The 21,843-nt window shown below is 58.4% G+C and carries 21 protein-coding genes; 17 read left to right on the forward strand and 4 right to left on the reverse strand.

Features of this window, described 5'->3' with window-relative positions:
• The first annotated feature begins 82 nt into the window (after positions 1-82).
• The 13 genes from CLV84_RS02105 (at position 83) to CLV84_RS02165 (ending at position 14,930) form a co-directional block, all read left to right on the forward strand.
• On the forward strand, positions 83-1,885 hold the full coding sequence (locus CLV84_RS02105) for a tetratricopeptide repeat protein (protein WP_104418080.1): 1,803 nt from the start codon (positions 83-85) through the stop codon (positions 1,883-1,885).
• Between the two features lie 417 nt (positions 1,886-2,302).
• Positions 2,303-2,842, forward strand: coding sequence for an energy transducer TonB (locus CLV84_RS02110; protein ID WP_104418081.1), 540 nt, complete (start codon positions 2,303-2,305; stop codon positions 2,840-2,842).
• Positions 2,843-2,852: 10 nt separating this feature from the next.
• Positions 2,853-3,383 carry an energy transducer TonB gene (locus tag CLV84_RS02115; protein WP_104418082.1) on the forward strand — a complete coding sequence of 177 codons (531 nt, stop codon included), beginning with the start codon at positions 2,853-2,855 and terminating at the stop codon, positions 3,381-3,383.
• A gap of 130 nt (positions 3,384-3,513) precedes the next feature.
• The gene (locus CLV84_RS02120; protein ID WP_104418083.1) at positions 3,514-4,041 is read left to right on the forward strand and encodes an energy transducer TonB; all 528 of its coding nucleotides are present in this window, start codon (positions 3,514-3,516) and stop codon (positions 4,039-4,041) included.
• 88 nt (positions 4,042-4,129) lie between these two features.
• The gene (locus CLV84_RS02125; protein ID WP_104418084.1) at positions 4,130-5,530 is read left to right on the forward strand and encodes a c-type cytochrome; all 1,401 of its coding nucleotides are present in this window, start codon (positions 4,130-4,132) and stop codon (positions 5,528-5,530) included.
• A gap of 62 nt (positions 5,531-5,592) precedes the next feature.
• Positions 5,593-6,057 (forward strand): 30S ribosome-binding factor RbfA, encoded by a 465-nt coding sequence (gene rbfA, locus CLV84_RS02130; RefSeq protein WP_104418085.1) that lies wholly within the window; start codon positions 5,593-5,595, stop codon positions 6,055-6,057.
• Between the two features lie 10 nt (positions 6,058-6,067).
• On the forward strand, positions 6,068-6,799 hold the full coding sequence (locus tag CLV84_RS02135) for a rhomboid family intramembrane serine protease (protein ID WP_104418086.1): 732 nt from the start codon (positions 6,068-6,070) through the stop codon (positions 6,797-6,799).
• A gap of 89 nt (positions 6,800-6,888) precedes the next feature.
• A complete protein-coding gene (locus tag CLV84_RS02140) occupies positions 6,889-7,170 on the forward strand; it encodes a hypothetical protein (protein WP_104418087.1) in 282 nt (93 codons plus the stop codon).
• Between the two features lie 1,138 nt (positions 7,171-8,308).
• A complete protein-coding gene (gene mqnC, locus CLV84_RS02145) occupies positions 8,309-9,451 on the forward strand; it encodes a cyclic dehypoxanthinyl futalosine synthase (RefSeq protein WP_104418088.1) in 1,143 nt (380 codons plus the stop codon).
• Between the two features lie 4 nt (positions 9,452-9,455).
• Positions 9,456-10,160 carry an SAM-dependent methyltransferase gene (locus CLV84_RS02150; protein WP_104418089.1) on the forward strand — a complete coding sequence of 235 codons (705 nt, stop codon included), beginning with the start codon at positions 9,456-9,458 and terminating at the stop codon, positions 10,158-10,160.
• Between the two features lie 252 nt (positions 10,161-10,412).
• A complete protein-coding gene (locus tag CLV84_RS02155; protein WP_104418090.1) occupies positions 10,413-12,995 on the forward strand; it encodes a protein-disulfide reductase DsbD family protein in 2,583 nt (860 codons plus the stop codon).
• Positions 12,996-13,099: 104 nt separating this feature from the next.
• Positions 13,100-13,996 (forward strand): glycosyltransferase family 8 protein, encoded by an 897-nt coding sequence (locus CLV84_RS02160; protein ID WP_104418091.1) that lies wholly within the window; start codon positions 13,100-13,102, stop codon positions 13,994-13,996.
• A gap of 226 nt (positions 13,997-14,222) precedes the next feature.
• Positions 14,223-14,930 (forward strand): SCO family protein, encoded by a 708-nt coding sequence (locus CLV84_RS02165; protein WP_104418092.1) that lies wholly within the window; start codon positions 14,223-14,225, stop codon positions 14,928-14,930.
• A 3-nt stretch (positions 14,931-14,933) separates the two neighbouring features.
• Here CLV84_RS02165 and CLV84_RS02170 read toward each other — a convergent pair whose 3' ends face one another.
• Positions 14,934-15,536 (reverse strand): HD domain-containing protein, encoded by a 603-nt coding sequence (locus CLV84_RS02170; protein ID WP_104418093.1) that lies wholly within the window; start codon positions 15,534-15,536, stop codon positions 14,934-14,936.
• A gap of 100 nt (positions 15,537-15,636) precedes the next feature.
• Here CLV84_RS02170 and nadC point away from each other — a divergent pair, with 100 nt between their 5' ends.
• Positions 15,637-16,500, forward strand: a complete 864-nt coding sequence (gene nadC / locus CLV84_RS02175) for a carboxylating nicotinate-nucleotide diphosphorylase (RefSeq protein ID WP_104418094.1) — start codon at positions 15,637-15,639, stop codon at positions 16,498-16,500.
• Positions 16,501-16,705: 205 nt separating this feature from the next.
• Here the strand turns inward: nadC and CLV84_RS02180 are convergent, their stop codons facing one another.
• A complete protein-coding gene (locus CLV84_RS02180; RefSeq protein ID WP_104418095.1) occupies positions 16,706-17,176 on the reverse strand; it encodes a single-stranded DNA-binding protein in 471 nt (156 codons plus the stop codon).
• A gap of 375 nt (positions 17,177-17,551) precedes the next feature.
• Between CLV84_RS02180 and CLV84_RS02185 the strand changes: the two genes are divergently transcribed.
• The 3 genes from CLV84_RS02185 to CLV84_RS02195 all read left to right on the forward strand — a co-directional run bounded on the left by CLV84_RS02185 (position 17,552) and on the right by CLV84_RS02195 (position 19,897).
• A complete protein-coding gene (locus CLV84_RS02185) occupies positions 17,552-18,199 on the forward strand; it encodes a hypothetical protein (RefSeq protein WP_104418096.1) in 648 nt (215 codons plus the stop codon).
• Between the two features lie 51 nt (positions 18,200-18,250).
• A complete protein-coding gene (locus CLV84_RS02190; protein WP_104418097.1) occupies positions 18,251-18,910 on the forward strand; it encodes an endonuclease III domain-containing protein in 660 nt (219 codons plus the stop codon).
• 156 nt (positions 18,911-19,066) lie between these two features.
• A complete protein-coding gene (locus CLV84_RS02195; protein WP_104418098.1) occupies positions 19,067-19,897 on the forward strand; it encodes a hypothetical protein in 831 nt (276 codons plus the stop codon).
• Positions 19,898-19,970: 73 nt separating this feature from the next.
• Here CLV84_RS02195 and CLV84_RS02200 read toward each other — a convergent pair whose 3' ends face one another.
• Together CLV84_RS02200 and recF are read right to left on the reverse strand one after the other, a co-directional pair.
• Positions 19,971-20,276, reverse strand: coding sequence for a DUF721 domain-containing protein (locus CLV84_RS02200; RefSeq protein WP_170067532.1), 306 nt, complete (start codon positions 20,274-20,276; stop codon positions 19,971-19,973).
• Between the two features lie 5 nt (positions 20,277-20,281).
• Positions 20,282-21,418, reverse strand: coding sequence for a DNA replication/repair protein RecF (gene recF, locus CLV84_RS02205; protein ID WP_104418100.1), 1,137 nt, complete (start codon positions 21,416-21,418; stop codon positions 20,282-20,284).
• Between the last annotated feature and the right edge of the window lie 425 nt (positions 21,419-21,843).

A 21,843-nucleotide genomic window follows, 5' to 3' on the forward strand; every position in this document is an offset into this window, starting at 1 on the left:
ATCCTGCTTCCTACTCCCCCGGGGAGGCGGGGGAAAAGCTGGAGGACCGGAAGTCACGTGGTATGTTACAACCCCAGAAACTATGTTGCACCGGCTGCTTTTTCTCCTGATCCTGGGCTTCTCGCTGCCCGCTCTCGCCCAGAATAACCAGCTGGCCCAGCAATACTTCATGGACGGGGAGTACGAAAAGGCCGCCGTGCTGTACCAGTCCATGGCCGAGGAGAGCTACAACCCGTTCTACTTCGACCGCTACGTGAGCAGCCTGATGAGCCTGCGCCGCTACGACGACGCCGAGCAAGCCCTTAAAAAGCAGCTGAAGCGTACCCCCGAAGATCTGACGCTCCACGTCAAGTACGGCCAGCTGCTGGAGCAGCAGGTGGAAGACAACGAGGCCAAAAAGCAGTTTGAGGAAGCGATCTCGAATCTTCGGGCCGATAAGTACCAGATCACCCAGCTGGCGAACGCCTTCCTGGTACTGACCAAGTATGACTTTGCCATTCGCACCTACGAGCGGGGCACCAAACTGCTGAAGGAAGACGGCGTATTCAGTTTCAACCTCGGTGATCTTTACCGCCGAAAGGGCGACATCGAGCCGATGATCGCCAGTTACCTCGATGCCCTGAACGAAGATCCCCGCCGGGCGCGCAACGTGCAGACTTACTTCCAGCGCTACCTCGACGAGGAGGGGCTGCTCGAAGCCCAGAAGCAACTGTACGCCCGCATCCAGGAAGACCGGAAAGAGAATCCGCTCTACCCCGAAATGCTGGCCTGGGTGGCCATCCAGCGTAAAGACTACAGGGGAGCGCTCCGGCAGGTGCGGGCCCTCGACCGCCGGCTGGAAGAAAACGGCCAGCGGGTGCTCGACCTGGGAAACCTGGCCGCCAACGACAAAGACTACGAGACGGCTATCGCCGCCTACGATTACGTGATCGAGAACAAGCCCGAAGGTTCCCCCTTCTACCTGGAGGCCAAGCGCGAAGGGCTGCTGACCCGCCGCCGGGCCATCACGGACGGTTACGCCTACACCCCGGAAGATTTACGGATCCTGGAGACGGCCTACGAAGCGTTTCTGCAACAGTTCGGCAACAACCCGGCCTCGGCCCGCATCGCCATCCAGCTGGCCGAATTGGAGGCACTCTATCTAAACGATCTGCCGAAGGCTACCGAAATCCTGCAACGTATCGTGGAGTTGAACGGCGTGAACGAAAACGTGCGCGCCCAGGCCAAGCTAGCCCTGGCCGATTATTACTTAATGCAGGGGGAAGTGTGGGAATCCACGCTGCTGTACAGCCAGGTGGACAAGCTCTTCAAGGAGGATTTGCTCGGTCACGAGGCTCGCTTCCGCAACGCCCGCCTGAGCTACTTCCGGGGGGATTTCGAATGGGCGCAGTCGCAGTTCGACGTCCTCAAGGCCTCCACCTCCCGGCTCATCGCGAACGATGCCCTCGATCTCTCGGTCTTCATCATGGACAATCTCGGCCTCGATACCTCCGCCACCGCCCTGCAAACCTACGCCGACGCGGAGCTGCTCATGTTCCAGAACAAGTACGACGAGGCCTTTGCTACGCTCGACCGGCTGCTAACTGAATTTCCCGGCCACGACCTGGAGGACGACGTCGTGTACCTCCGCGGCCGCCTCTACCAGAAGCTGCGCCGCTACGAGGAGGCCGCCGCCCAGTACCAGCAGGTGGTCGACAACTACCCGAAAAGCATCCGGCTGGACAATGCGCTGTACGCCCTGGCCGGTCTCTACGAATCGGAGTTGGGTGATAAGGAGAAAGCTCAGGAGCTCTACGAAACCTTGTTCATCGACTTTAGCAACAGCATCCTGGCCGTGGAAGCACGGAAGAAGTATCGGGCGCTGCGGGGAGATTCGGTGGGGTAGTTGGAGCCGGCCGGGCCCTCGGTCACCTCCGCTGCGCTGCGGTTACCTTCCGGGGTCCTCGATCCCGGTCAATTATGGAACCTTAGAGGGGCACCGAGCGATAGCTAAGAATATCTGCGACGATCCGGACTTAGCGCGACCCGGACACTCAGAGGTGCGAGCACGCTCTGAGGTCCTGATGCTTTCTCACTTACTGAAAGTCATAGCACCTTGGAGTGTCCGTAGGACCTGCAAGTGTGCGGCTACGGAGCGAGCCGGACACTCGGAAGTCACCTTCGCTGCGCTGCGGTCACCTTCCGAGGTCCCTCGATTCCAACCGACGGGGGAACCTCGCGGAGCGTCTGCAAGACCTCCGAGTGTTCGGGCAAGACACCAAATCCACTGAGAATCGTATCTTAGGGTGAAAGCACCCAGCCCATGCGAATGTTAGGTTTAACCTCCCGCTATTCTACCAGTGGACTCCTGATGGCCACCATCATGACCCTGCTCGCCTGGGGCTTCTCCTCCGCCCCGGAGGCAGCCCGCCAGGAGTTGCGATCCCAGACCCAACTACGCGTCACCACCATTGAGGTATCGCCACCGGTCACCGTCACCCACTCCGACAACCGCAGGACCCCGCCGCTGTACCCTGCCTGCTCGGATCAGCCCGACTTCCAACAGCGCAAAGCCTGCGCCGACAAAGCGATGCTGGAATATATCTACGAGCATATTCGCTACCCGAAGGAGGCCAGGGACGCCGGTGCGGAGGGCATGGTGGTCGTTCGCTTCACCGTTGACGCGCGGGGACAAACGGGTATCCCGGTGGTGATCAAAAGTCCCCATCCCGCGCTGGGTACCGTGAGCCTCAAAGTAATTCAACGGATGCTCCGGCGCACCGCCGTCTGGGAGCCGGCCCGCGAGAACGATACACCCGTTGCGACCGAGTTTAATCTTCCCATTCAGTTCAAGCTGAATTAACCCTACCATCATGGCTAAATTAGGTCTGTCGTCCGGTTACTTTTTCACCGGCTTAGTGCTCTCGGTGCTTTTCCTGCTTTTCAACACCGAATCGGTACTGGTGGACGTAGCCAACCGCGACGCGATGCCTGCCTTCCAGATGGATGCCTGCTATTCCGTACAGCGGGGCCAGCTTCCACCGGTCGACGAAATGACCTTGCCGATCTTTCCGGGCTGCGAGGGCGAGGCGGAATACGAAGAGCGGTTCTTCTGCGGCCTGGACCGCTTTTTTGCCTTTATCAACGATAACAAACGGGAAGCCAAGGGCTCGAAGAAGGAAAACGTGGTCGTCGCCTTTACCGTCGGTCGGGTTAGCGGGCGGATGGCCGACATCGAAATCGAAGAGGGAACGGACCGGAAAAACAGGGAGGAAGCTTTGCGCATCATCAACCTACTTGCGGACCGCGACGTGCGCTGGACACCCGCTACCCTCCGCGGGGAACCGAGCTGCATGCGCCTTGCCATAGCCGTTTCCTTTCACGGCGCGGGCTGCGGAGATTAAATAGTTAAGCCGGCGCGAGGGTAGGGTAGCGTTTCCGAAGCATTCCGGCTCCCGGTGCAATACGATGACCTAAGCTAGAGGACCGACCAGAAAAACGAACGGATATACTATCCCAAATAATCGCTAAGCCATGCTCAAACTCGGAACATCTTCTGGCTATTTTATTTTCGGCGGCCTGCTGACGGCCTGGCTGATGTTGCTCTACTCGGGCACCGTATCGGTGACCATCGATGAAGCGGTGCACCCCTATTCCTTTGTTTGGGACGGTTCGCCTGCCCAGCACGCAATGCTTTCCCCGCCAGCCGAGGTGACCTTGCCCACCGTGCCCAGCTGTAAGGGAGAGGCTACCTACGAGGACCGCTTTTTTTGCGGCGTAGACCGGTTCTTCCGGTTCGTACATGCTAATAAGCACGACCCCGAGGGCTCCCAGGCAGAGGACGTTATCGTAGCATTCACCATTGAACATACGACCGGGAAAATAACCGGAATACGGGTAGATCAGGGGGAAGATGTCAACAATGTCTTGGAGGCGGTGCGTATCGTAGACCTGATAAGCCGGCGGTATGCGGGTTGGACGCCGGGCACCGTAAACGGACAGCCCCGCGATATGGAACTTGCCTTTTTGATACCCTTTCACGGGGCGGGCTGCGCAGATTAGTTACTGCGCCGGAGCGCGGGTGAACGGTATGTCGCAACGATATTCCACGGTCACCGTTTACTAAGCTAGATACACCCCAACCCTAGCCGTGCGTAAACTATTCGTCTTCTTCACCCTGGCCTTTCTCGTGGCCTGCAACACTTACCAACCCCTCACCGAAGCGGTGGTCGCGGAAGGCGAGCGCTGGAAAGCAAAGGTGATTCCGCCGAGTCCGCAACCGGTAGACGGCGACCCCGTTGCCGGCCTGGATTACCTCATCCACGGCGACTACATCGGGAGCGGTATTCCGCTGGAGATCCTGCAAAAGCAATCGGCTAAGATGGACCTGGACAGTCTCTACCCCCGCAACGAGCTGAACGAGGGATTGCCTTACTACATGACCGCCTTCATCGCCCCCAACGGTGCCCCGACGGCCAACGGCAACTGTTTCACCTGCCACGCCGGTAAGGTGGACGGTGAGCTGGTGCTGGGCCTGGGCAACAGCTTCGCGGAGTGGGAGAACAGCATGGTGCCGATGGGCGCGGTCATGCGCATCGGCATGGGCCTGAAGTACAAAAAGGACGACCCCGAAACGGTCGCCTTCGAGGATTTCGGCAACTACTTTAAGAAAATGGCCCCCACCGTCAAGCTCAATCAGCCCGGCGCCAATCCCGCCTTCCGCCTCGCCGAAGCCTGTATGATGCACCGGAATCCGGAAGATCTCACCTATTCCGAAGATCCCCTCTACGAGATGTGGGAATACAACGTCGGTACGGATACCCCGCCGTTGTGGCACGTCGGTAAGAAGAGCTCGCTGTACTACACCGGTACGGGGCGCGGCAGCATGTCCAAGTTGCTGCTCCAGGCTAGCGTGCTCGGCGTACCCGACAGCAGCCAGACCCGGAAGTCGGAGCGGGCGTTCCGCGACGTATATGCCTTCCTGAGCCAGCTCGAACCACCGGCTTATCCCGGGGAGATCGACGAGCCGCTGGCCCGGGAGGGGGAAGCCATCTTCACGGACAAATGCGCCGGCTGCCACGGTACCTACGGAGCGGAAGAGACGTACCCCAACAAGGTAATCCACGTCGACGTGGTGAAGACCGATCGGCTCTACGCCGACTACATCCAGCAATCGGCGATCGTGGACTGGTACAACAGCAGCTGGTTCGCCACCAGCGAACCGCAATCGTCCTTCGAGCCGAGCCTGGGCTACGTAGCTCCCCCCCTGGACGGCATCTGGGCCACCGCCCCCTACCTGCATAACGGCAGCGTGCCAACGGTTTACGAGCTGCTGAACTCGACGTCCCGCCCCGATCGCTGGACCCGTGACGGGAAATCGACCAGCTACGACCACGAAAAGCTGGGCTGGCAGTACGATCCAGAGCCGAAGAATAAGGATTGGACCTTCGACACCGCTTTACCCGGTTATGGAAACGACGGACACTACTTCGGCGATAAGCTGAACGAAAAGCAGCGCTGGGCGGTAGTAGAGTATCTGAAGACGCTGTAGGTAAAAGCAACTTACCTTCCCCCGGTCACGTTGATTTTTCACTTAACCAATCCACACTTCCCATGGAATCGAAACGACAACGGCAGGTCTCCGAACTCATCAAGCGCAATTTCAGCATCGTTCTCCAGCAGGAAGGTTCCTACATCTACGGCGCCCAGCCCCTGGTGACCGTGATGGACGTGCAGGTGAGCCCCGATCTCAGCATCGGCAAAGTGTACCTCAGCATCTGGAATACGGAAAACAAACAGGCCGTCATCCTGCAAATGGACGAAGAGCACGCCCGGCTTAAAAGCGCCCTGGCCCACCGGCTGAAGCGCCACCTACGTCGCTTACCCGAACTCTCTTACTTCATCGACGAGACCCTCGACGAGATGAATAAGGTGGACAACATTTTCGATCGCCTCTACGCCGACGATCAGATGCCGGGGAGTGCCTCGTCAGCCGAATCTCTCGACGCACGGCGTTGGGGTTCGTCCTCGTCAGCCGAATCCCTGAACGCACGGCGTTCAGGTTCGTCTGACGAATAACCCCCCCACCATGCTGAGCAAACGAAACCTCTCCAACGTGATCAAGTGGCCCCTCGGGCTGCTGGCCGTGATGTGGCTCGTGTTTATCGTCGACTACTACCTCTTTGGCGGGCTCCTCAGCGCCTACTACGGATTGCATACCCGCCAACTGGCCGGCGTACCCGGTATCGTACTCTCCCCTCTTTTTCACGGGGGGTGGGGGCACATCGTGAGCAACAGCATCCCCTTCGTTTCCCTTACCGGCCTGCTGGTGTTCTTTTATCCCCGGCTGTGGCCGCGGGTGTTGGCCTCCCTCTGGCTGGGCACCGGCGTGCTCGTCTGGGTGCTGGGCCGGTCCGTTACCCACATCGGCGCGAGCGGCGTGGTATATGCCCTGGCCGCTTTCCTCGCCTTTAGTGGCTTTTTCCGGCGGGATTTCCGGGCCATCGCCGTTTCGCTGCTGGTGCTGTTCTACTACGGCGGGATGATCGTGGGCATCCTGCCGGGACAGGAAGGCATCAGCTGGGAGAGCCACCTCCTCGGCCTGATCATGGGCGTCCTGGGTGCCTACACCTACCGCGGCGAGCTGGAAGACCACGAGATCGCTACCCGCCGCAAAAAGACGGCGCGGGAAAAGCAACAACGAAAGAAGGAGCCCTTCCTCGATCCGGATGCCTTCGCCAAAACGAAGAAGGAGCGCGATAACGAAGCCTTCTGGACCCGCCTGAAGGAGCTCAGCGAACGGGAGCGACTGGAGCGCTAGAATGCTGCCTCCGGCAGCGCCAGTAAAATGCTGCCTCCGGCAGCGCTACAGGCCCGGTATCCTATATGCTCCCTACCTAGATTTACTGAATGAGGATATTTGTCACCGAGCAAGACCGGATCTCCTACATCAGGGGCAAATTACGGTCAGACGGCGCCATGATTAGCGTTCAAACTATCAAACAGTGGCCCACATCAATTGCCTTCATCACCTGGAGTTTCGGAGAAGCCGAAAGCGATCACCGCTACCGGGAGGTCTTTTCATCCGGTAAGGAAACGATTTGTCAGGTCACCACCCTCTTTGGAGTTTGGATCGTCAGCAGTAGGTTTTACGAGAAGACCCTCGACGGTTACGAACGTTGCCGTCGGTAGCTATTCCAGTCTGAACCAAACGCCCTCCCCATCACATCTCTGCGAAAGGTAGCGCCCCTTCTTACTGCTGGGGTACCCCGCTCTCCGTCGCGTAGCGATTTCTCCTTTTACCGCCCCTTTGTGGAACCTCCGTGTTTAATTGGGTCTCGCCTAGCTCCTCGTCTGCGGCACGAGTTATTCTCAACACAAATTGCACGGATTTTTGCACGGAGGGTCACGGATTTCCGCGCACAACTCAGCGCAACTTCGTGGCCCTTTTCTTGCTGCGGTAAACCCCTCCGTAGCACAGCGACGCCTCTTTAACTTCTCGCTCGGTGGCACCTCTCTTTATTCATTGCCGTGTGGCTCGGCTCGTCTGTGGCTCGATTTCTTAAACACAGACAGCACGGATTCGCTTCGCTCGGGCACAGATGGAGACGGATTGGCTGCGCCGCTACTTCGTGATTTCCCGCCGCACTCCGGATTCATTTCGTCGCTGCTTCGCGATACGCCGATTATTGAATGCGCTGCATGCCTTCTCCGCAGGCCTCCGTGAAACGCTGTGACAAAGCGATAAATCTCCGATCAAATCACCTCCTCGTGGTATCCTCCGGGGTCCACTCCGTGGCATCTCTGTGTTTAACCCGCTGCTCGCCTGCCGCTCCGTGTTCGCTCGACACAGATGCCCACGGATCGCTGCGATCGGGCATGGATTCCAAGGATTTTCGCGCAGCGACCGCCCTCACGCACGCTGTGGTATCTCTGTGCCGTACTCCGTGGCACCTCTGTGTTTAACCCCCTCCGCAAAACTCGGCGCCTCAGCGGTAAGCCTCCCCTAAGCGCAGCGCCTCTGCTACCCTCCAGCTACCTCCGAAGCCGCGGGGCAGTAATCGCGTCTGCCAGGACGTCGGCCGCCGCCAGTCATGTAGTGGTCCACGCCGCTGACAACACCTTTGTACTTCGTCCGTATAAACTTTAGACATGGTACCTTCTCTTCTCCCGCGCCCCGGCGCCCAAGCAGCGCCCCTAACCCCGTAACCCTTTAGCACCGCAACCCCATAACCCCTTTTCTCTCCAGCCCCTTTACCCCTTGTAGAAACTTTCACTAAAAAATGAAAGCTACCCAACAACTACCCAACCCCCTAACCGTTTTGTCCCTATGAACACCGCCGAACTGCTGGAAAAGGGACTCAACCGCGAATGGCTCACCGCCGAGGAAGGGGTATGGCTGCTCGAGAACGCCGCCACCGCCGAACTCATGCACGTAGCCAACCAACTGCGCTTCGAGTCGGTGCCGGCGCAGGACGTGACCTGGATCATCGACCGCAACAGCAATACGACCAACGTCTGTATCGCCAACTGCAAATTCTGCAACTTCTACCGGCGGCCGGGGCACGAAGAAAGCTACATCACCAGCATCGAGGAGTACAAGCAGAAGATCGAGGAAACCTTCGCCTTCGGGGGAGAACAATTGCTGCTCCAGGGGGGGCACCACCCGGATCTCGGGCTGAAATTCTACTGCGATCTGTTCAGCGAGCTCAAGGCGCTCTACCCTCGGCTGAAACTGCACGCCCTCGGTCCGCCCGAGATCGCCCACGTAGCGAAGCTGGAGGGGATAAGTCACTACGAGGTGCTCAAGGCCCTCAAGGAATCCGGCCTGGACAGCCTGCCCGGTGCCGGGGCGGAAATTCTCAGCGACCGCGTCCGTCGCCTGATCTCCAAGGGCAAGTGCGGCGGCGAGGAGTGGCTGGACGTGATGCGGGCCGCCCACCAGCTCGATATCACCACCTCGGCGACGATGATGTTCGGCCACATCGAGACGAACTGGGAACGGATGGACCACCTCGTGCGCATGCGGCAAGTGCAAAGCGAAAAGCCGGAGTACGCGAAGGGCTTCCTGGCCTTTATTCCCTGGCCCTTCCAGGATGAGGACACCATTCTCAAGAAAATCAAACGCGCCCGGAATACGGTGACCGGCGACGAGTACATCCGCATGATCGCCCTGAGCCGCATCATGCTGCCGAACGTAATCAACATCCAGGCGAGCTGGCTGACCGTCGGCAAGCAGGTTGCCCAGTTGTGCCTCCACGCCGGGGCGAACGACTTCGGGTCCATCATGATCGAGGAGAACGTGGTGAGCGCCGCCGGGGCCCGCTGGCGCTTTACCGCCGACGGTATCCAGGAGGCCATCCGGGAAGCCGGTTTCCGCCCGCAGCTGCGTACTCAACAATACGAATACCGGGAGTTGCCCACCGACATCCGCCAGCAACAGCTGGATACGGCCGAGCTGATCGTAGATTAGCGGCATGGCCGGCACGCTTTACCTCATTCCCTCTACCCTCGGTCCGGGGGCGATCGATACGATTCCCCCCGCCACGCTCCTGGTTACGCGCCGGCTGCGGCACTTCGTGGTCGAAACCGGAAAAGTCGCCCGCGCCTTCCTGAAGGAAGTCGAACTCGACCATCGGCTACAGGAATGCACCTACTACGAACTCAATAAACGGACCCGGCCCGACGAGCTGCCCGCCTTCCTCGCCCCCACGCTCGACGGGGAGGACGTAGGGCTGCTATCCGACGCCGGCGCGCCAGGGGTGGCCGATCCGGGGGCGAAATTGGTCCGGCTGGCCCACGAACGGGGTATCCGGGTGGTGCCCCTAGTCGGGCCCAGTGCGATCCTGCTGAGCGTCATGGCTTCCGGAATGAACGGACAGTCGTTCACCTTTCACGGCTACCTCAGTCCGAAGCGGCCCCAGCTGGCGAAGGACCTGAAGCGACTGGAAAGCGAAAGCCGTAAACTGAAGCAAACCCAGCTCTGGATCGAGGCGCCCTACCGGAACCAGGCGACCATCGAAGTGGCGCTGGAGGCGCTGGCTCCGACTACGCTTTTCTGCGCCGCCGTCGACCTGACGACGGAAACGGAATGGGTACATACGGCTCCGATTGGTGAGTGGGCGGTGGGAAAGGGGGAGGAGATTCAGAAGCGGCCGGCAATGTTTTTGTTGCTGGCCTAAGGTCGAGGGTCGCGCGGCCTCCGGCCCAAGCCGATATTCCAGCGTACGGCAGCCCATTCACTAATTCAGTACGTCACCCATCCGCCGTTTTCCAAAGGACCCGTCGGCGGACCAGCTTACGCTGGGCAGACGACTAGCGGTAGCCCATTCGCTAATTCAGTCCTTCACCCATTCGCCCCCGACATAACTACCCGCCCCCCCGCCGCGTTATCTTTTCCCGATCTTTGCCTCTTCCCCGGAAATTTCCTTCCCATGGCCGCACGGCTCACGCTCTTCTTCAGTCTGCTTTCCGTTTCCCTGTTCGCGCAGTTCGCCAGTCCGATCTCCTGGACCTTCGAGCAGCGCCACCTGGAGGGAGACGAATTCGAACTGATCGCCACCGCCCGGGCCGATGCCGGCTGGTCGCTGTACAGTCAGTTCACCGACGAGGGCGGGCCGGTACCGACTACCTTCTATTGGGACGAAGGGGCGCACTACGAACGTATCGGCCAAACGACCGAAACGGGTCACCGGAAAGAGGGGATGGACGAACTCTTCGGCGTCAACGTCATCAAATTCCTGAGCGACGAACCGGCGGTGTTTACCCAGACGGTGCGGGTACTCGATTACGGCCAGCCCATCACCGGGGAGGTCGAGTTTATGTGCTGCGACGACACCCAGTGCCTGCCGCCCACCACGGAGCCGTTCACCTTTTCCGTGGAGGCCCCCGCGGCTGCCCAGGGGGGCGCCGGCGCGCAGGAGACAACAATTCCCGAAAGCTCCACAGCCAGCGAAACACCCCTAACCCCGCCCGCTCCGGCCGAAGCTGCCGCGGATCCGACGGTAAATATGCCGGCCGAGGAGGTAATGGCTAGTCACCGGGTAAGTCTGCCGCCCCCCACGGAGGAAACGCCGGTAAGCTGGGACTTTTTGGTAGAGGAAATGGGTGGCGATCGTTACCGCCTGTCGCTCACCGGCACCATGGCCGAAACCTGGACGGTTTACAGCAAGGACGTCGATCCGACGATCGGGCCGATCCCCACCGAGTGGGCGATTACCGGTACCGGAGGAGTGGAACCGATCGGTGCGGTCACCGAAACCGCCGATCACCTGAAGAAAAAGTACGACACGACCTGGGAGGCCGAAGTAGCCAAAATCGACGGCGGCACCGTCACCTATTCCCAGACCGTACGGGCGCCGAACGGCCAGGTCATCGAGGGCGACCTTACCTATCAGACCTGCAACGACGAGATGTGTCTGCCGCCGCGCGACCTGCCCTTCCGGTTCGATCCCACCACGGGAACGGCGAACCTGGACGGGATTACCAACGGGGAGTCGGACGGGGATCCCGCCACGGTAGCAGCCGCAACGCCTAATATTACCGACTACGCCATTAATGCCGAACCCGTGGCGTCCTGCAATATCGGGGAGGCCGCTACCCGGGGGCAGAGCCTCTGGACCATTTTCGGCCTGGGCCTGCTGGGCGGGCTGTTCGCGCTGATCATGCCCTGTATCTTTCCCATGATTCCGCTAACCGTAAGTTTTTTCACCAAGAGCGGGGGAAGCCGTGCGGAGGGCGTCAAGGGAGCCGCACTTTACGGCTTCTTTATCTTCCTGATCTACGTATTGCTCAGCGTACCCTTCCACCTGATCGCGGGCATCGACCCGGGTATCCTGAACAACATTGCCAGCAATATCTGGCTCAACATCGTCTTCTTCGTCGTCTTCGTGGTCTTCGCCGGCAGCTTCTTCGGCTTCTACGAACTCACCCTTCCCCAGAGTTGGAGCAACCGCGCGAGCCAGGCCGAAGGGGTTGGCGGCACCGTTGGAATTTTCTTTATGGCGCTCACGCTGGCGCTCGTCTCCTTTAGCTGTACCGGACCTATACTCGGTAGCTTGCTCGTAGAAGCGGTAAGCGACGGGGCCTGGCCGCTGACCGCCGGCATGGCCGGCTTCGGCGTAGCGCTGGGCTTGCCCTTTGCTCTCTTCGCCGCCTTCCCCGGCGTGCTTAACAACATGCCAAAATCCGGCGGGTGGTTGAACAGCGTCAAGGTGGTGCTGGGCTTCGTGGAGCTGGCCCTCGCCTTTAAGTTTCTTAGTAACGCGGACCTGGTGGGTGACTGGAACCTGCTGCGCATCGAGCCCTTCCTAATCATCTGGATGCTGTGTGCGCTGGGGATTGCCGCCTACCTGCTCCGCCTGATCAGCTTCCCGCACGATAGCAGCAAGCGGAAGATCGGACCGGTTGCCGGCCTCGTAGCGGCAGCAAGTGTCTTATTCGCCGTATACCTGGCCTTCGGATTCACCAAAAACGAGGACAGCGGCAGCTACGAATCGCTGAATTTACTCAGCGGTATCGCACCGCCCGTCTGCTACAGCTACCTCAATCCCTGCGACTGCCCCCAGGGGATCACCTGTTTTAAGGATCTAGACGCCGGGCTGGCCTATGCCAAGGAAGTGAACAAGCCCGTTATGCTGGACTTCACCGGCTACACCTGCGTTAACTGCCGCAAGATGGAGGAGAACGTGTGGAGCCAGGACCGGATCAACGACCTGCTCACCGAAGACTACGTCCTCATCAGTTTGTACGTCGACGACCGGAAAGAACTGCCGGCCGAGCAGCAACGGGAGGTTACCCGACTGGATGGGTCGGGCCGAAATTTCCTCATCGACCAGGTAGGGGAGAAGTGGCACTATTTCCAGCAGAGCGTATTTCAACACGCTACCCAGCCTTATTACGTGCTGGTTTCTCCGGACGGGCAGACGCTCAATCCGCCGGTTGCGTACACACCGGACGAGGAGAAGTACGAAGCCTTCCTGCGTTGTGGGCTGGAAGCGTTCCAGGGCTTAAAGTAGGGGAAGGATAGAATCAGACCCTATCCAAAGCGTACTATGCAGGGGGGAAGCTTACCTTTGACCAACCATTCGATTCTTTTGAGGCTCCCACAAACCTAAAATATATGACTGAGCGTACCCGCTTTCACGTAGTCTTCAGCGTCAATGTAGGCGGTCTGCCCGGGTTGGGGGCTACGGTTACTTCCCTCATCCGTAACTGTAGTGAACCGGAAGCCCTCGTCATCAACATCATGTGCTCCAATATGCCGGAGCACCACATGAATAACATCCGGACGCTCTTTACTACGTTGAGTTTTTCGGGGGAGTATCGCTTCATTGAGTACGATGCGGATGAGGAGTTCAGGGGATTGCCCCGCCTGCTCGGAGATCTGACCCCCTACGGGCGACTGCTGATACCGGATTATATCGATGCCGAAAAAGTCCTGTACCTCGACAGTGACCTCGTCATCGATATCGACGTACTGCCGCTGCGCGACTTTGATATGGAAGGGCACGTCATTGCGGCCGTTTTAGGGGGTAACGTGGAGTACACCAACGATTTGCCGTACTTCCTCGATCGGGGCTTCGGAAGGGACATGGCCTACTTCAACTCCGGCGTACTGCTTATCGATATCGACGCCTGGAAGAAAAAAGACATCACCCGGGTCTGGCGCGAAATCGTCAAAGACCGTCCCGAAACCATCCCGACCGTGGATCAGACGATCCTAAATCGGGTCTGTGGAGGGGATTTCCGGCATCTGCCCAAGAACTACAACGTCGCTTTTCTGGCCCACTATAAGAAGCCGGATTACGACCGGGCGGTATTCCACTTCATCGGATCTCCTAAGCCGTGGGATTTTCTCGGCAACCTGATCCACTCGGGCTATAGCCTCTGGAAGCAGTACAGCCCGAGCTTCTGGGAGAAGGAGTACCAGCAGATGAGCGTCGGTCGGCTTGACCGGGCCTGGAATATTCGGCGGAGTATCGGCCGAGCTTTCAAGAAGCGTTACGTCAGTAAGTAGCTTCCGCGGATTTTCCGATCTGGTCGAACTGCCTCAGGGGCAGACCGCTTCATACCCAGCGGGCGATAACTGCGGTCTCTACCTACTTGTGCGGCGACCGCAGGGCGGAAGCCGGTCAATAACTGATTGAAGAGAATCCGGAGGCGTGCTTTAGCCGGTCGAGTCAGGAAAAGGTAAGGTCTGAACGGAGCTATCAACCTCCCCCCGGGCAGGGTGTTCTCCCGATATGAAGCCTTGGAGAATTGCCGCCATACTAACCCTGCCCCTATTACTCATCGCCTGCCACAGCCACGAGGAGGGCATCGAGCCCGAGCATGCGCCCGCTTATTTGCAGCATCATCCGGTAAACGAAGCTACGGGCCTACTACTTGTCGATAGCCTGGGGTATCCCGGCAACCATCCCTTCGATACGGAAACGGGGGAGGTCTTTCCGGAGCCCATCCGGGACTGGAAGTTCGTCGACCAGTTGAACCGCCCCTTCGGCAGCGAGGACCTGCGGGGGAAGGTCTACGTCGCGGAGTTTTTCTTCACTTCCTGTCCGACCATCTGCCCTAAGGTCAAAAGTCAAATGCTGCGACTCGAGGAGCGCTTCGCCGATGACCCCGATTTCCGGTTGGTTTCCTTTTCCGTGGACCCCAAGCGGGATACCCCCGAACGGATGACCGAGTACGCGGGTAAATTGGGGATCAAGGACCTGGATCGGTGGCGCTTCATCCACGGAGATAAGTTCGAAATTTACGACCTGGACGAAGACTACCTCAGTATTGCCCTGGAAAATCCGGCGGCCGAGGGGGGATTCGACCATAGCGGTTATATCGTGTTGGTTGATCGCGAAGGTTACGTTCGGGCTTATGCGAGTGGACTGGCGGAAGAGGAGGTCACTCACCTCATGGAAGACGTGGAAAAATTGCTTGACCTGCAGCCGGCCCGGTAGGCACTAGAGTTCCCGCAACTCCCGCCAGAGATTTTCTCGTGCCGGCCCTTCGTAGGTTGCCCTGCCGAGTTCGGTATGATATATGTGCGTCCGATCGAGGAGCGTTGTGAGCACTTTCCTTCTGCCACTACGGAACACGAAACCCGGAACCATCCAGAACTCTTGCCGCAGCGCCGCCGTATACCGGTCGTAGGCTTCCGGTGGCCGCGCCAGTACGGCTAGATCGAGGTCGATTAGTAACGATTCATCCCCGTTGTCCTGTAGGGAGGGAAGGTGTTCTTTCGTTGCCAGGATCAGTTCCGTGCAGCGCCGGATGCGATCCGGGGTTAGCTTCCCCCCCTGCTCGAGTAGCCGTTCAGCCGAGTGCGCACTTCTGCGCTCGTTGTCGGATCGAGTGGGCTTGTAAACGATGTCGTGGTACACCAGCGCGATTCCGAACACGGAGGGATCCAGCGGGGGCACATGATCGGGGAGGTGAGCAAGCATCTCGTCGAGATGGTCGAGATTATGGTACGCCCTGCCGGCGTAGGCCTTTCTGACGTTCTTCCAGCTTTCCTGCGGGCAGTCGAGATGGTCACAGAGGTGTGTAAAGAAGGCTTCGACCACGCGCTATAATTTAAATGGTCGCGGGAAGGCGTACCTTTGCGGCCGGAAAATCGTAACGAAATTCACCACCGGCCTCCCCGGCCGGCAACAAAATAAAGCTATGTCGGGATTAGATGAAAGCCTTCGCCAGCGTATCCTGCAATTTATTACCGAAGCCCTGGCCGAGGACGTTGGGGCCGGCGACTTCACCAGCGAGGCCACCATTCCGGCCACTAAGCGCGACACCGCCCGCCTGCTCGTTAAGGATGTCGGCGTCCTCGCCGGCGTCGAGATGGCCCGGATGATCTTTGCCTACCTGGACCCCACCATGGAGTTCGATCAGCGGATGAGCGACGGCGACTACATGCACGTTGGTGACGAAGCCTTCTTCGTTACCTGCAACTCCCGGGCGCTGCTACAGGCCGAGCGGCTGGTCCTCAATACCATGCAACGCATGAGTGGCATCGCCACCCTCGCCAATCGCTACGCTTTCGAAGTCGAAGACCTACCGGTGAAGGTGCTGGACACCCGCAAAACCACCCCCAATCTGCGTTTTCTCGAAAAGTGGGCCGTGCGGCTCGGGGGCGGCGACAACTACCGCGAGGGGCTCTATGACCGAATCATGATCAAGGACAACCACGTGGATGCCGCCGGATCGCTCACCAAAGCCATCGAAGGCGTTCAAAGCTTCTTCCGCGAGAACAACATGCAGCTGCCGATTACCGTCGAGGTCCGGAACCTGGTCGAGTTGATGGAAGTACTGCACGTAGGCCAGGTGGATCGCATCATGCTCGATAATTTCGAGCTTCCCCTGTTGCGTGAGGCGGTGGCCCACATCGGAGACCGCTTTGAAACCGAAGCCAGCGGCGGCATTACCCTGGATAGCATCCGCGCCGTTGCCGAGACCGGAGTAAACTTCATTTCGGTAGGCGCCCTGACGCATTCGGCGACCAGCCTAGACCTAAGCTTAAAGGTGATCAAGTAGCAATAGGACCGACACCCCGCCCGAAGGAGGAATGCCGGTCCGGCCTTTCCCGCTGCCTTAATTGGATGGTAGGCGCCTGGTTTTCTCTAAGTGGACTCACCCGAGTCAGCCGGCTACCGGAAAGGTAAAAACGTTGCAAAAAATGCTTTCCCGCGGGTCCCCGGTTAAGTGATTAATCGGTTGTAGGAAAGCTGCCCTGGCTTGTCTAAAAGGGCAGGTCTTCGGCCGGCGTCATCGCGGCGGCCTTCTTACTGCGTCGCTTGGCGGTCTTCTTCGGGGCCGGCTCGGCGGCCATCATCTCCGACTGCTCCGTGTCATCTTCCCGGGTGGAGTAGGAGCTACCGTCGCGGGAACCGAGGAAGGTGAACTCATCCAGGATGATCTCCGTACTGACCCGGGTTTGCTCGTGCTTGTCCGTCCACCGGCTGTAGCGAATGGAGCCGGTGAGGGCAAGTTGCGTTCCCTTCGTGACGTAGCGCTCCAGGGTATCCACCACTTTACCAAAAGCTTTGATGGTATGCCATTCGGTGCGGGTGATTCGCTCCCCCGCTTTATTGCGGTAGGAATCGTTGGTCGCGAGGCTGAACTCGATAACGCGGGTGCCGCTGGTGAGGGTTTTGACGGTAGGAAGCTGACCTACGTTGCCGATGAGGGTTACACTGTTACGTACTTGCATGGTAAAAGGATTGGTATGACTCGCATCCGTTGTCGCATGAATTAATGGACACGAGCATGGTTGATGAAAGTGCCCCCGGCGGATCGCGGCGTGAAGCAGTACACAATGCTTTCATCCGGTGACGGTCCAAAGGTGAGGGCGTACCAATCCGTTAGTCGTCAATTAAACGTATACTTGCGTTTAAAGACGTTTATATTCGTTTTAAAACGTTTAAATACGATTTAATGTCCTGATTATCAACATTTTACGCGATGTGGCCGGAAACAAGAAATTTTGAAGTTTTTTGCCGCTGGAGAGGGAATGTTGGGAACAATCTTCCGTGCCGTGTAACGCCGGGGGCTATCTGCCCTATAGAGCGGCAAACACGACATCAGCATGAAAACGCAATTCTTCTATTTATTTCTGGCCATCGGATTGGTCTTCTCCCAGTCCTGCGACGAGATCGATAATCTCTCCGGCGGGGCCAGTTCACCCGAAGTCACCTACTCGGCCACCACCTACGACGCCGAATTTTTCAAGGCAGGCAGTTCGGCCACTCCCTCCATCGACTGGAACGGTTCCCAGGGTAGCGTCACCCTGGGTAGCAACATCGATGGTCTCGGTGTTAACTCAACTACCGGGCAACTCCAGTGGACGAAAATGCTGCCCCCCGGCACCCACTTTATTGAAGTCGTGGTAAGCAACAGCGAAGGACAGGTCGTCATACCGATGACGATTGACAATCCTCCCTCAGGTAATTTCGAAGGAACCTACGCGGGAAGCTTTGACTACTCGGTTACGCTAATGGAGGATGGGACCATGACTGCTTTCGCGGATGGCGAGAACGCGGCGGGAACCTGGAAGATTGAAAACGGAGAATTCTGGGCACTGTATTCGTATGACAATTATCCCGACTTCCAATATACCCTTCTGGGTGCGTTCGAACTGTCAAACTCCTCCGCAAAACTTACGGGCGACTACTATAATGGAGCGTATTCCTCCGGCGACAAGCCGCTGGGACCCTTCGATGTCACGCTGCAGTAACGCGACCCGACAACTTTGGAACAAATCGCCCGTGGCCTCGCTTAAGAAGCCATGGGCGATTTTCCTATTCATTCCGTACTCCAACGCTGCGCCACCGCCGTAGCCGATCAGGCCCCCGCCGCCATGTTCGGCCTCCGCGACGAAGGCTACGCCAGTCTCTACGAGCAACTCGTCAGCAGCCTCATCAGTGTCCGTACCTACGATGAGACCAGTACCGAGGTCAGCCGCCGACTCTTCGCCCGCGCCCGTACGCCGGAGGAGATGATCGCATTGGAACGCCAGGAACTCATCACCCTCATCACCGAGGCTACCTTCGCCCCCGCCAAAGCCGACAACATTCTCGCCCTCAGCCAAACCATCGTCGACGACTACGGCGGCGAAACCCCGGCCGACTACGACCAGCTCATCGCCTTTCGCGGCGTAGGCCCCAAAGTCGCCAGCCTGGCCCTCGGCGTCGCCCTCAACCATCCGATCATCGCCGTCGACATCCACGTCCACCGCATCACCAACCGCTGGGGCTACGTGGCCACCTCTACGCCCGACAAGACGCGCGACGCCCTGGCGAAGAAGTTACCGCAGGACCTGTGGGTGGAAATTAACCGGGTGCTGGTCCCCTTCGGTAAGCACGTTTGTACGGGGACCCGGCCGAAATGTAGCACCTGTCCGGTGGCGGATGACTGCGCCAGAGTGGGGGTGGAGCACAGCCGGTAATGGCAAGTAATTGCTATAGGAAGGTTAACGTCGCTGCGGATGCAGGTTAAAAGCAAGCGAATGCACATCTTTGCCGGCTCCTAGCCGTACTTTAAACAGAACCTATATCGGTAGCCGAGTTAATCTTGGTTGCCGAATGCACCTAAACACCCCGGCATGCGCTTTTTCTCTTCGTTTACCATCGGCTTGTTTTCCTGTCTTCTTTTAGTGGGTTGCAAAAAAGAAATCTGTAACGACCCCACCGACCCGGACTGCCCGAATTATGAATACTGCACGACGGTCGAAAACCTTTCGGCGGATTTTACAACTTATGTTTTTTCAGAATTCAACCCGGGCTTCGGAGACGGTGAGCTGTACCCCGTGGAGTTGGTCGTCCGGGATACTACCTTCGGCGGGCTATTGCATTTTCGTGCCCTGGACGAATCGGCAGATACTTACGAGTGGAAATTTCCGCGGGATGCCCGCACGTTTTCCGGTCAAATCACACGGGGCCAGTTTCCTCCGGATGTCATTAACGGTGAGGTCTCGTTAAAACTCACCACACTACGGAATGAGGTGAAATGCCCGGACCGAGGCGCGGAAGTAGCCGAACACACCGAAAAAATTTTTATCGTCCCCCCTGATGCGGACTTCAATATACGTCCTATAACAGGGCAGTTCATCGGTAACAATACCTCCGAACCGGATTCCGCCAACTTCGTCATCACATTTTTCGAGGATACCGAATATGTAAAAGGAGATACGCTGGTACGGATTAAAAATTTCCCCCGGAATGCAGCGAACGGCGAGCGATTTGATAATCCGATACTATTCAACAACTACAAGGAATTCTACATCGAACCCACGGCCAACATCTGCTGCGACAGAGTCCACGGCTACGGTCAACTCTCCGATGATAAACAGGATCTCCGCATTGAATACAAAACCTACGATTTCGACCGCCAAGAGTGGATTGAGGATGTATGGACGGGCACGCGCCTGAATTAACCGGCGAAACCGACTAATAGCGCAAAGCACTACTACCGTACTACCCCGGCGAAGCCGACTAAGTACTACCGTACTATTTAATAACCACCTCCTCCAAATAGTCCTCCCCGAACTCCTCATTTAACCGATCGCGAATCCCCTCCCGTACCATCGTAAGTTGGTTCCGTAACGGGGCATTGGTGACGTAGACGTAGAGTTTGCGATTACGAACGAGAAAGTCCCGCGTGTTATCCGCCGTGTGCTTACCGAAGAATTTTTCCCATACCATCTTCGTCCGCGCCTTGAAGTAGCCGGCCTCGTTGTGCTGGTTGCGCAGCAGGCGGAGAAAGGCGTGCTTCAGTGCCTGGGGCTCCGGTTTCTGGGGTGGCTTTTTATACATGGTGACTATTCCTCTTCTATTAACTGCTTCCACTCGTCTTCGTTGCGGGCCACGCCCTCGGCAACGAGGAATCTTTCCCATTCCATTCCGGGGTGATCGCCAATTAGGGACGTGACGCGCTCGGGGTCGGTGTCGGTAATGAAGAGCTGTCCGAAGGCCGAGCTCATCACCAGTTGCAGCAGCTGTCGTACCCGCTCGTGGTCGAGCTTATCGAAGATATCGTCGAGGAGCAGAATGGGCGTCCGGGCCGTACTCCGCTCCAGGAGTCGGTACTGCGCCAGCTTCAGGGACAGCACGAACGACTTAAGCTGTCCCTGGCTGGCCACCCGCTTCAGGGGGTGGTCCTCCTGGGTGAAGATCAGATCGTCGCGGTGTATGCCGCCCGTGGTGCGCTGCAGGATGCGGTCTTTTTCGGTCCGGTCCCGGAGCAGGTCGCCCCAGCTTTGATCGCTAAGTTGGGAATGGTATTCCAGGCCGACCCGCTCCCGTTCGCCGCTGATCGCCGCGTAGGCTTCCAGCAGCAGCTCGGTGAAGGGGGCTACGAAGTCGCGTCGTTTCTCGAAGATATAAGTGGCCGGGGCTTCCATCTGGGCGTCGTACACGCCGAGTAAGCCGGAGCTATCCTGCCGGCCATCCAGCTCCTTGAGTTGGGCATTGCGGTTCTCGAGTAGCTTGTTGTAGGTGATCAGGTGGTTGAGGTACCGGGGGTCGGTCTGGCTCAGGCTGTTGTCGAGCAGTTTGCGGCGGGTGGCGCTGCCCTCGAGCACGAGGCTGATGTCGTCCGGCGTGACGATCACTACCGGGTAGCGGCCGACGTGCTCGCTGATCCGTTCGTAGGGGGTACCGTTGCGCTCGATGATCTTCCGTTGCCGCTTCCGGAGTTTGATGACGATTTTATCCTGCGCCCCGTCGCCCAAATCAAACGTCCCTTCCAGGCGTGCCACCCGGTCGCCGTGGCGGATATTGTACTGGTCTGCCGCGCTCCCATATCCCTTGCTCATGCACAGATAGTAGATCGCCTCCAGGAGATTCGTCTTCCCCGCCCCGTTGAAACCCACGAAGCAATTTAGCCGCGGACTGAAGCGCAGCGACTGGCGCTCGTAATTCTTAAACTGGGTCAGCTTGAGGGAAGAGAGGTGCAAGGGGGGGAAGTACGAAGTATGAAGGGGTAAGTACGAAGTACAAAGGTACCGGAAGCCCCGTGGTTTAGTTCATTGCTTGCAAGTGCCGTGAGGGATGGTTTTTGCGCCGGGGCGCGGGAGAAAAGACAATGCGAACCGGAAGCTTTGGTCGCTACGATCGGGTCCAGTCGGAGGTAGACAGTACGGGTGGAGGACCTCCGGTCCGACTGCTAGGGCCGTGGTATGACTTTTGCCCCTCGCCGTGCTCGGGTGCGTTCGGACCGGGGGTCCTCAACCCACCGTATTCAGGAGCCGCACGCGAGCATCCCTCCGTGTTACCTCTGTGAAGCCCTCCGTGAAGCGCGCAGCGCCCTCCGTGGTGAACCCACGAGCCGCAGGCGAGCAAAGCCATGCGGCAGCCCTTCGTATTTCCAACATCGTACTTC

It is taken from the genome of Neolewinella xylanilytica (assembly GCF_002934605.1).
Taxonomy (GTDB): Bacteria; Bacteroidota; Bacteroidia; order Chitinophagales; family Saprospiraceae; genus Neolewinella; species Neolewinella xylanilytica.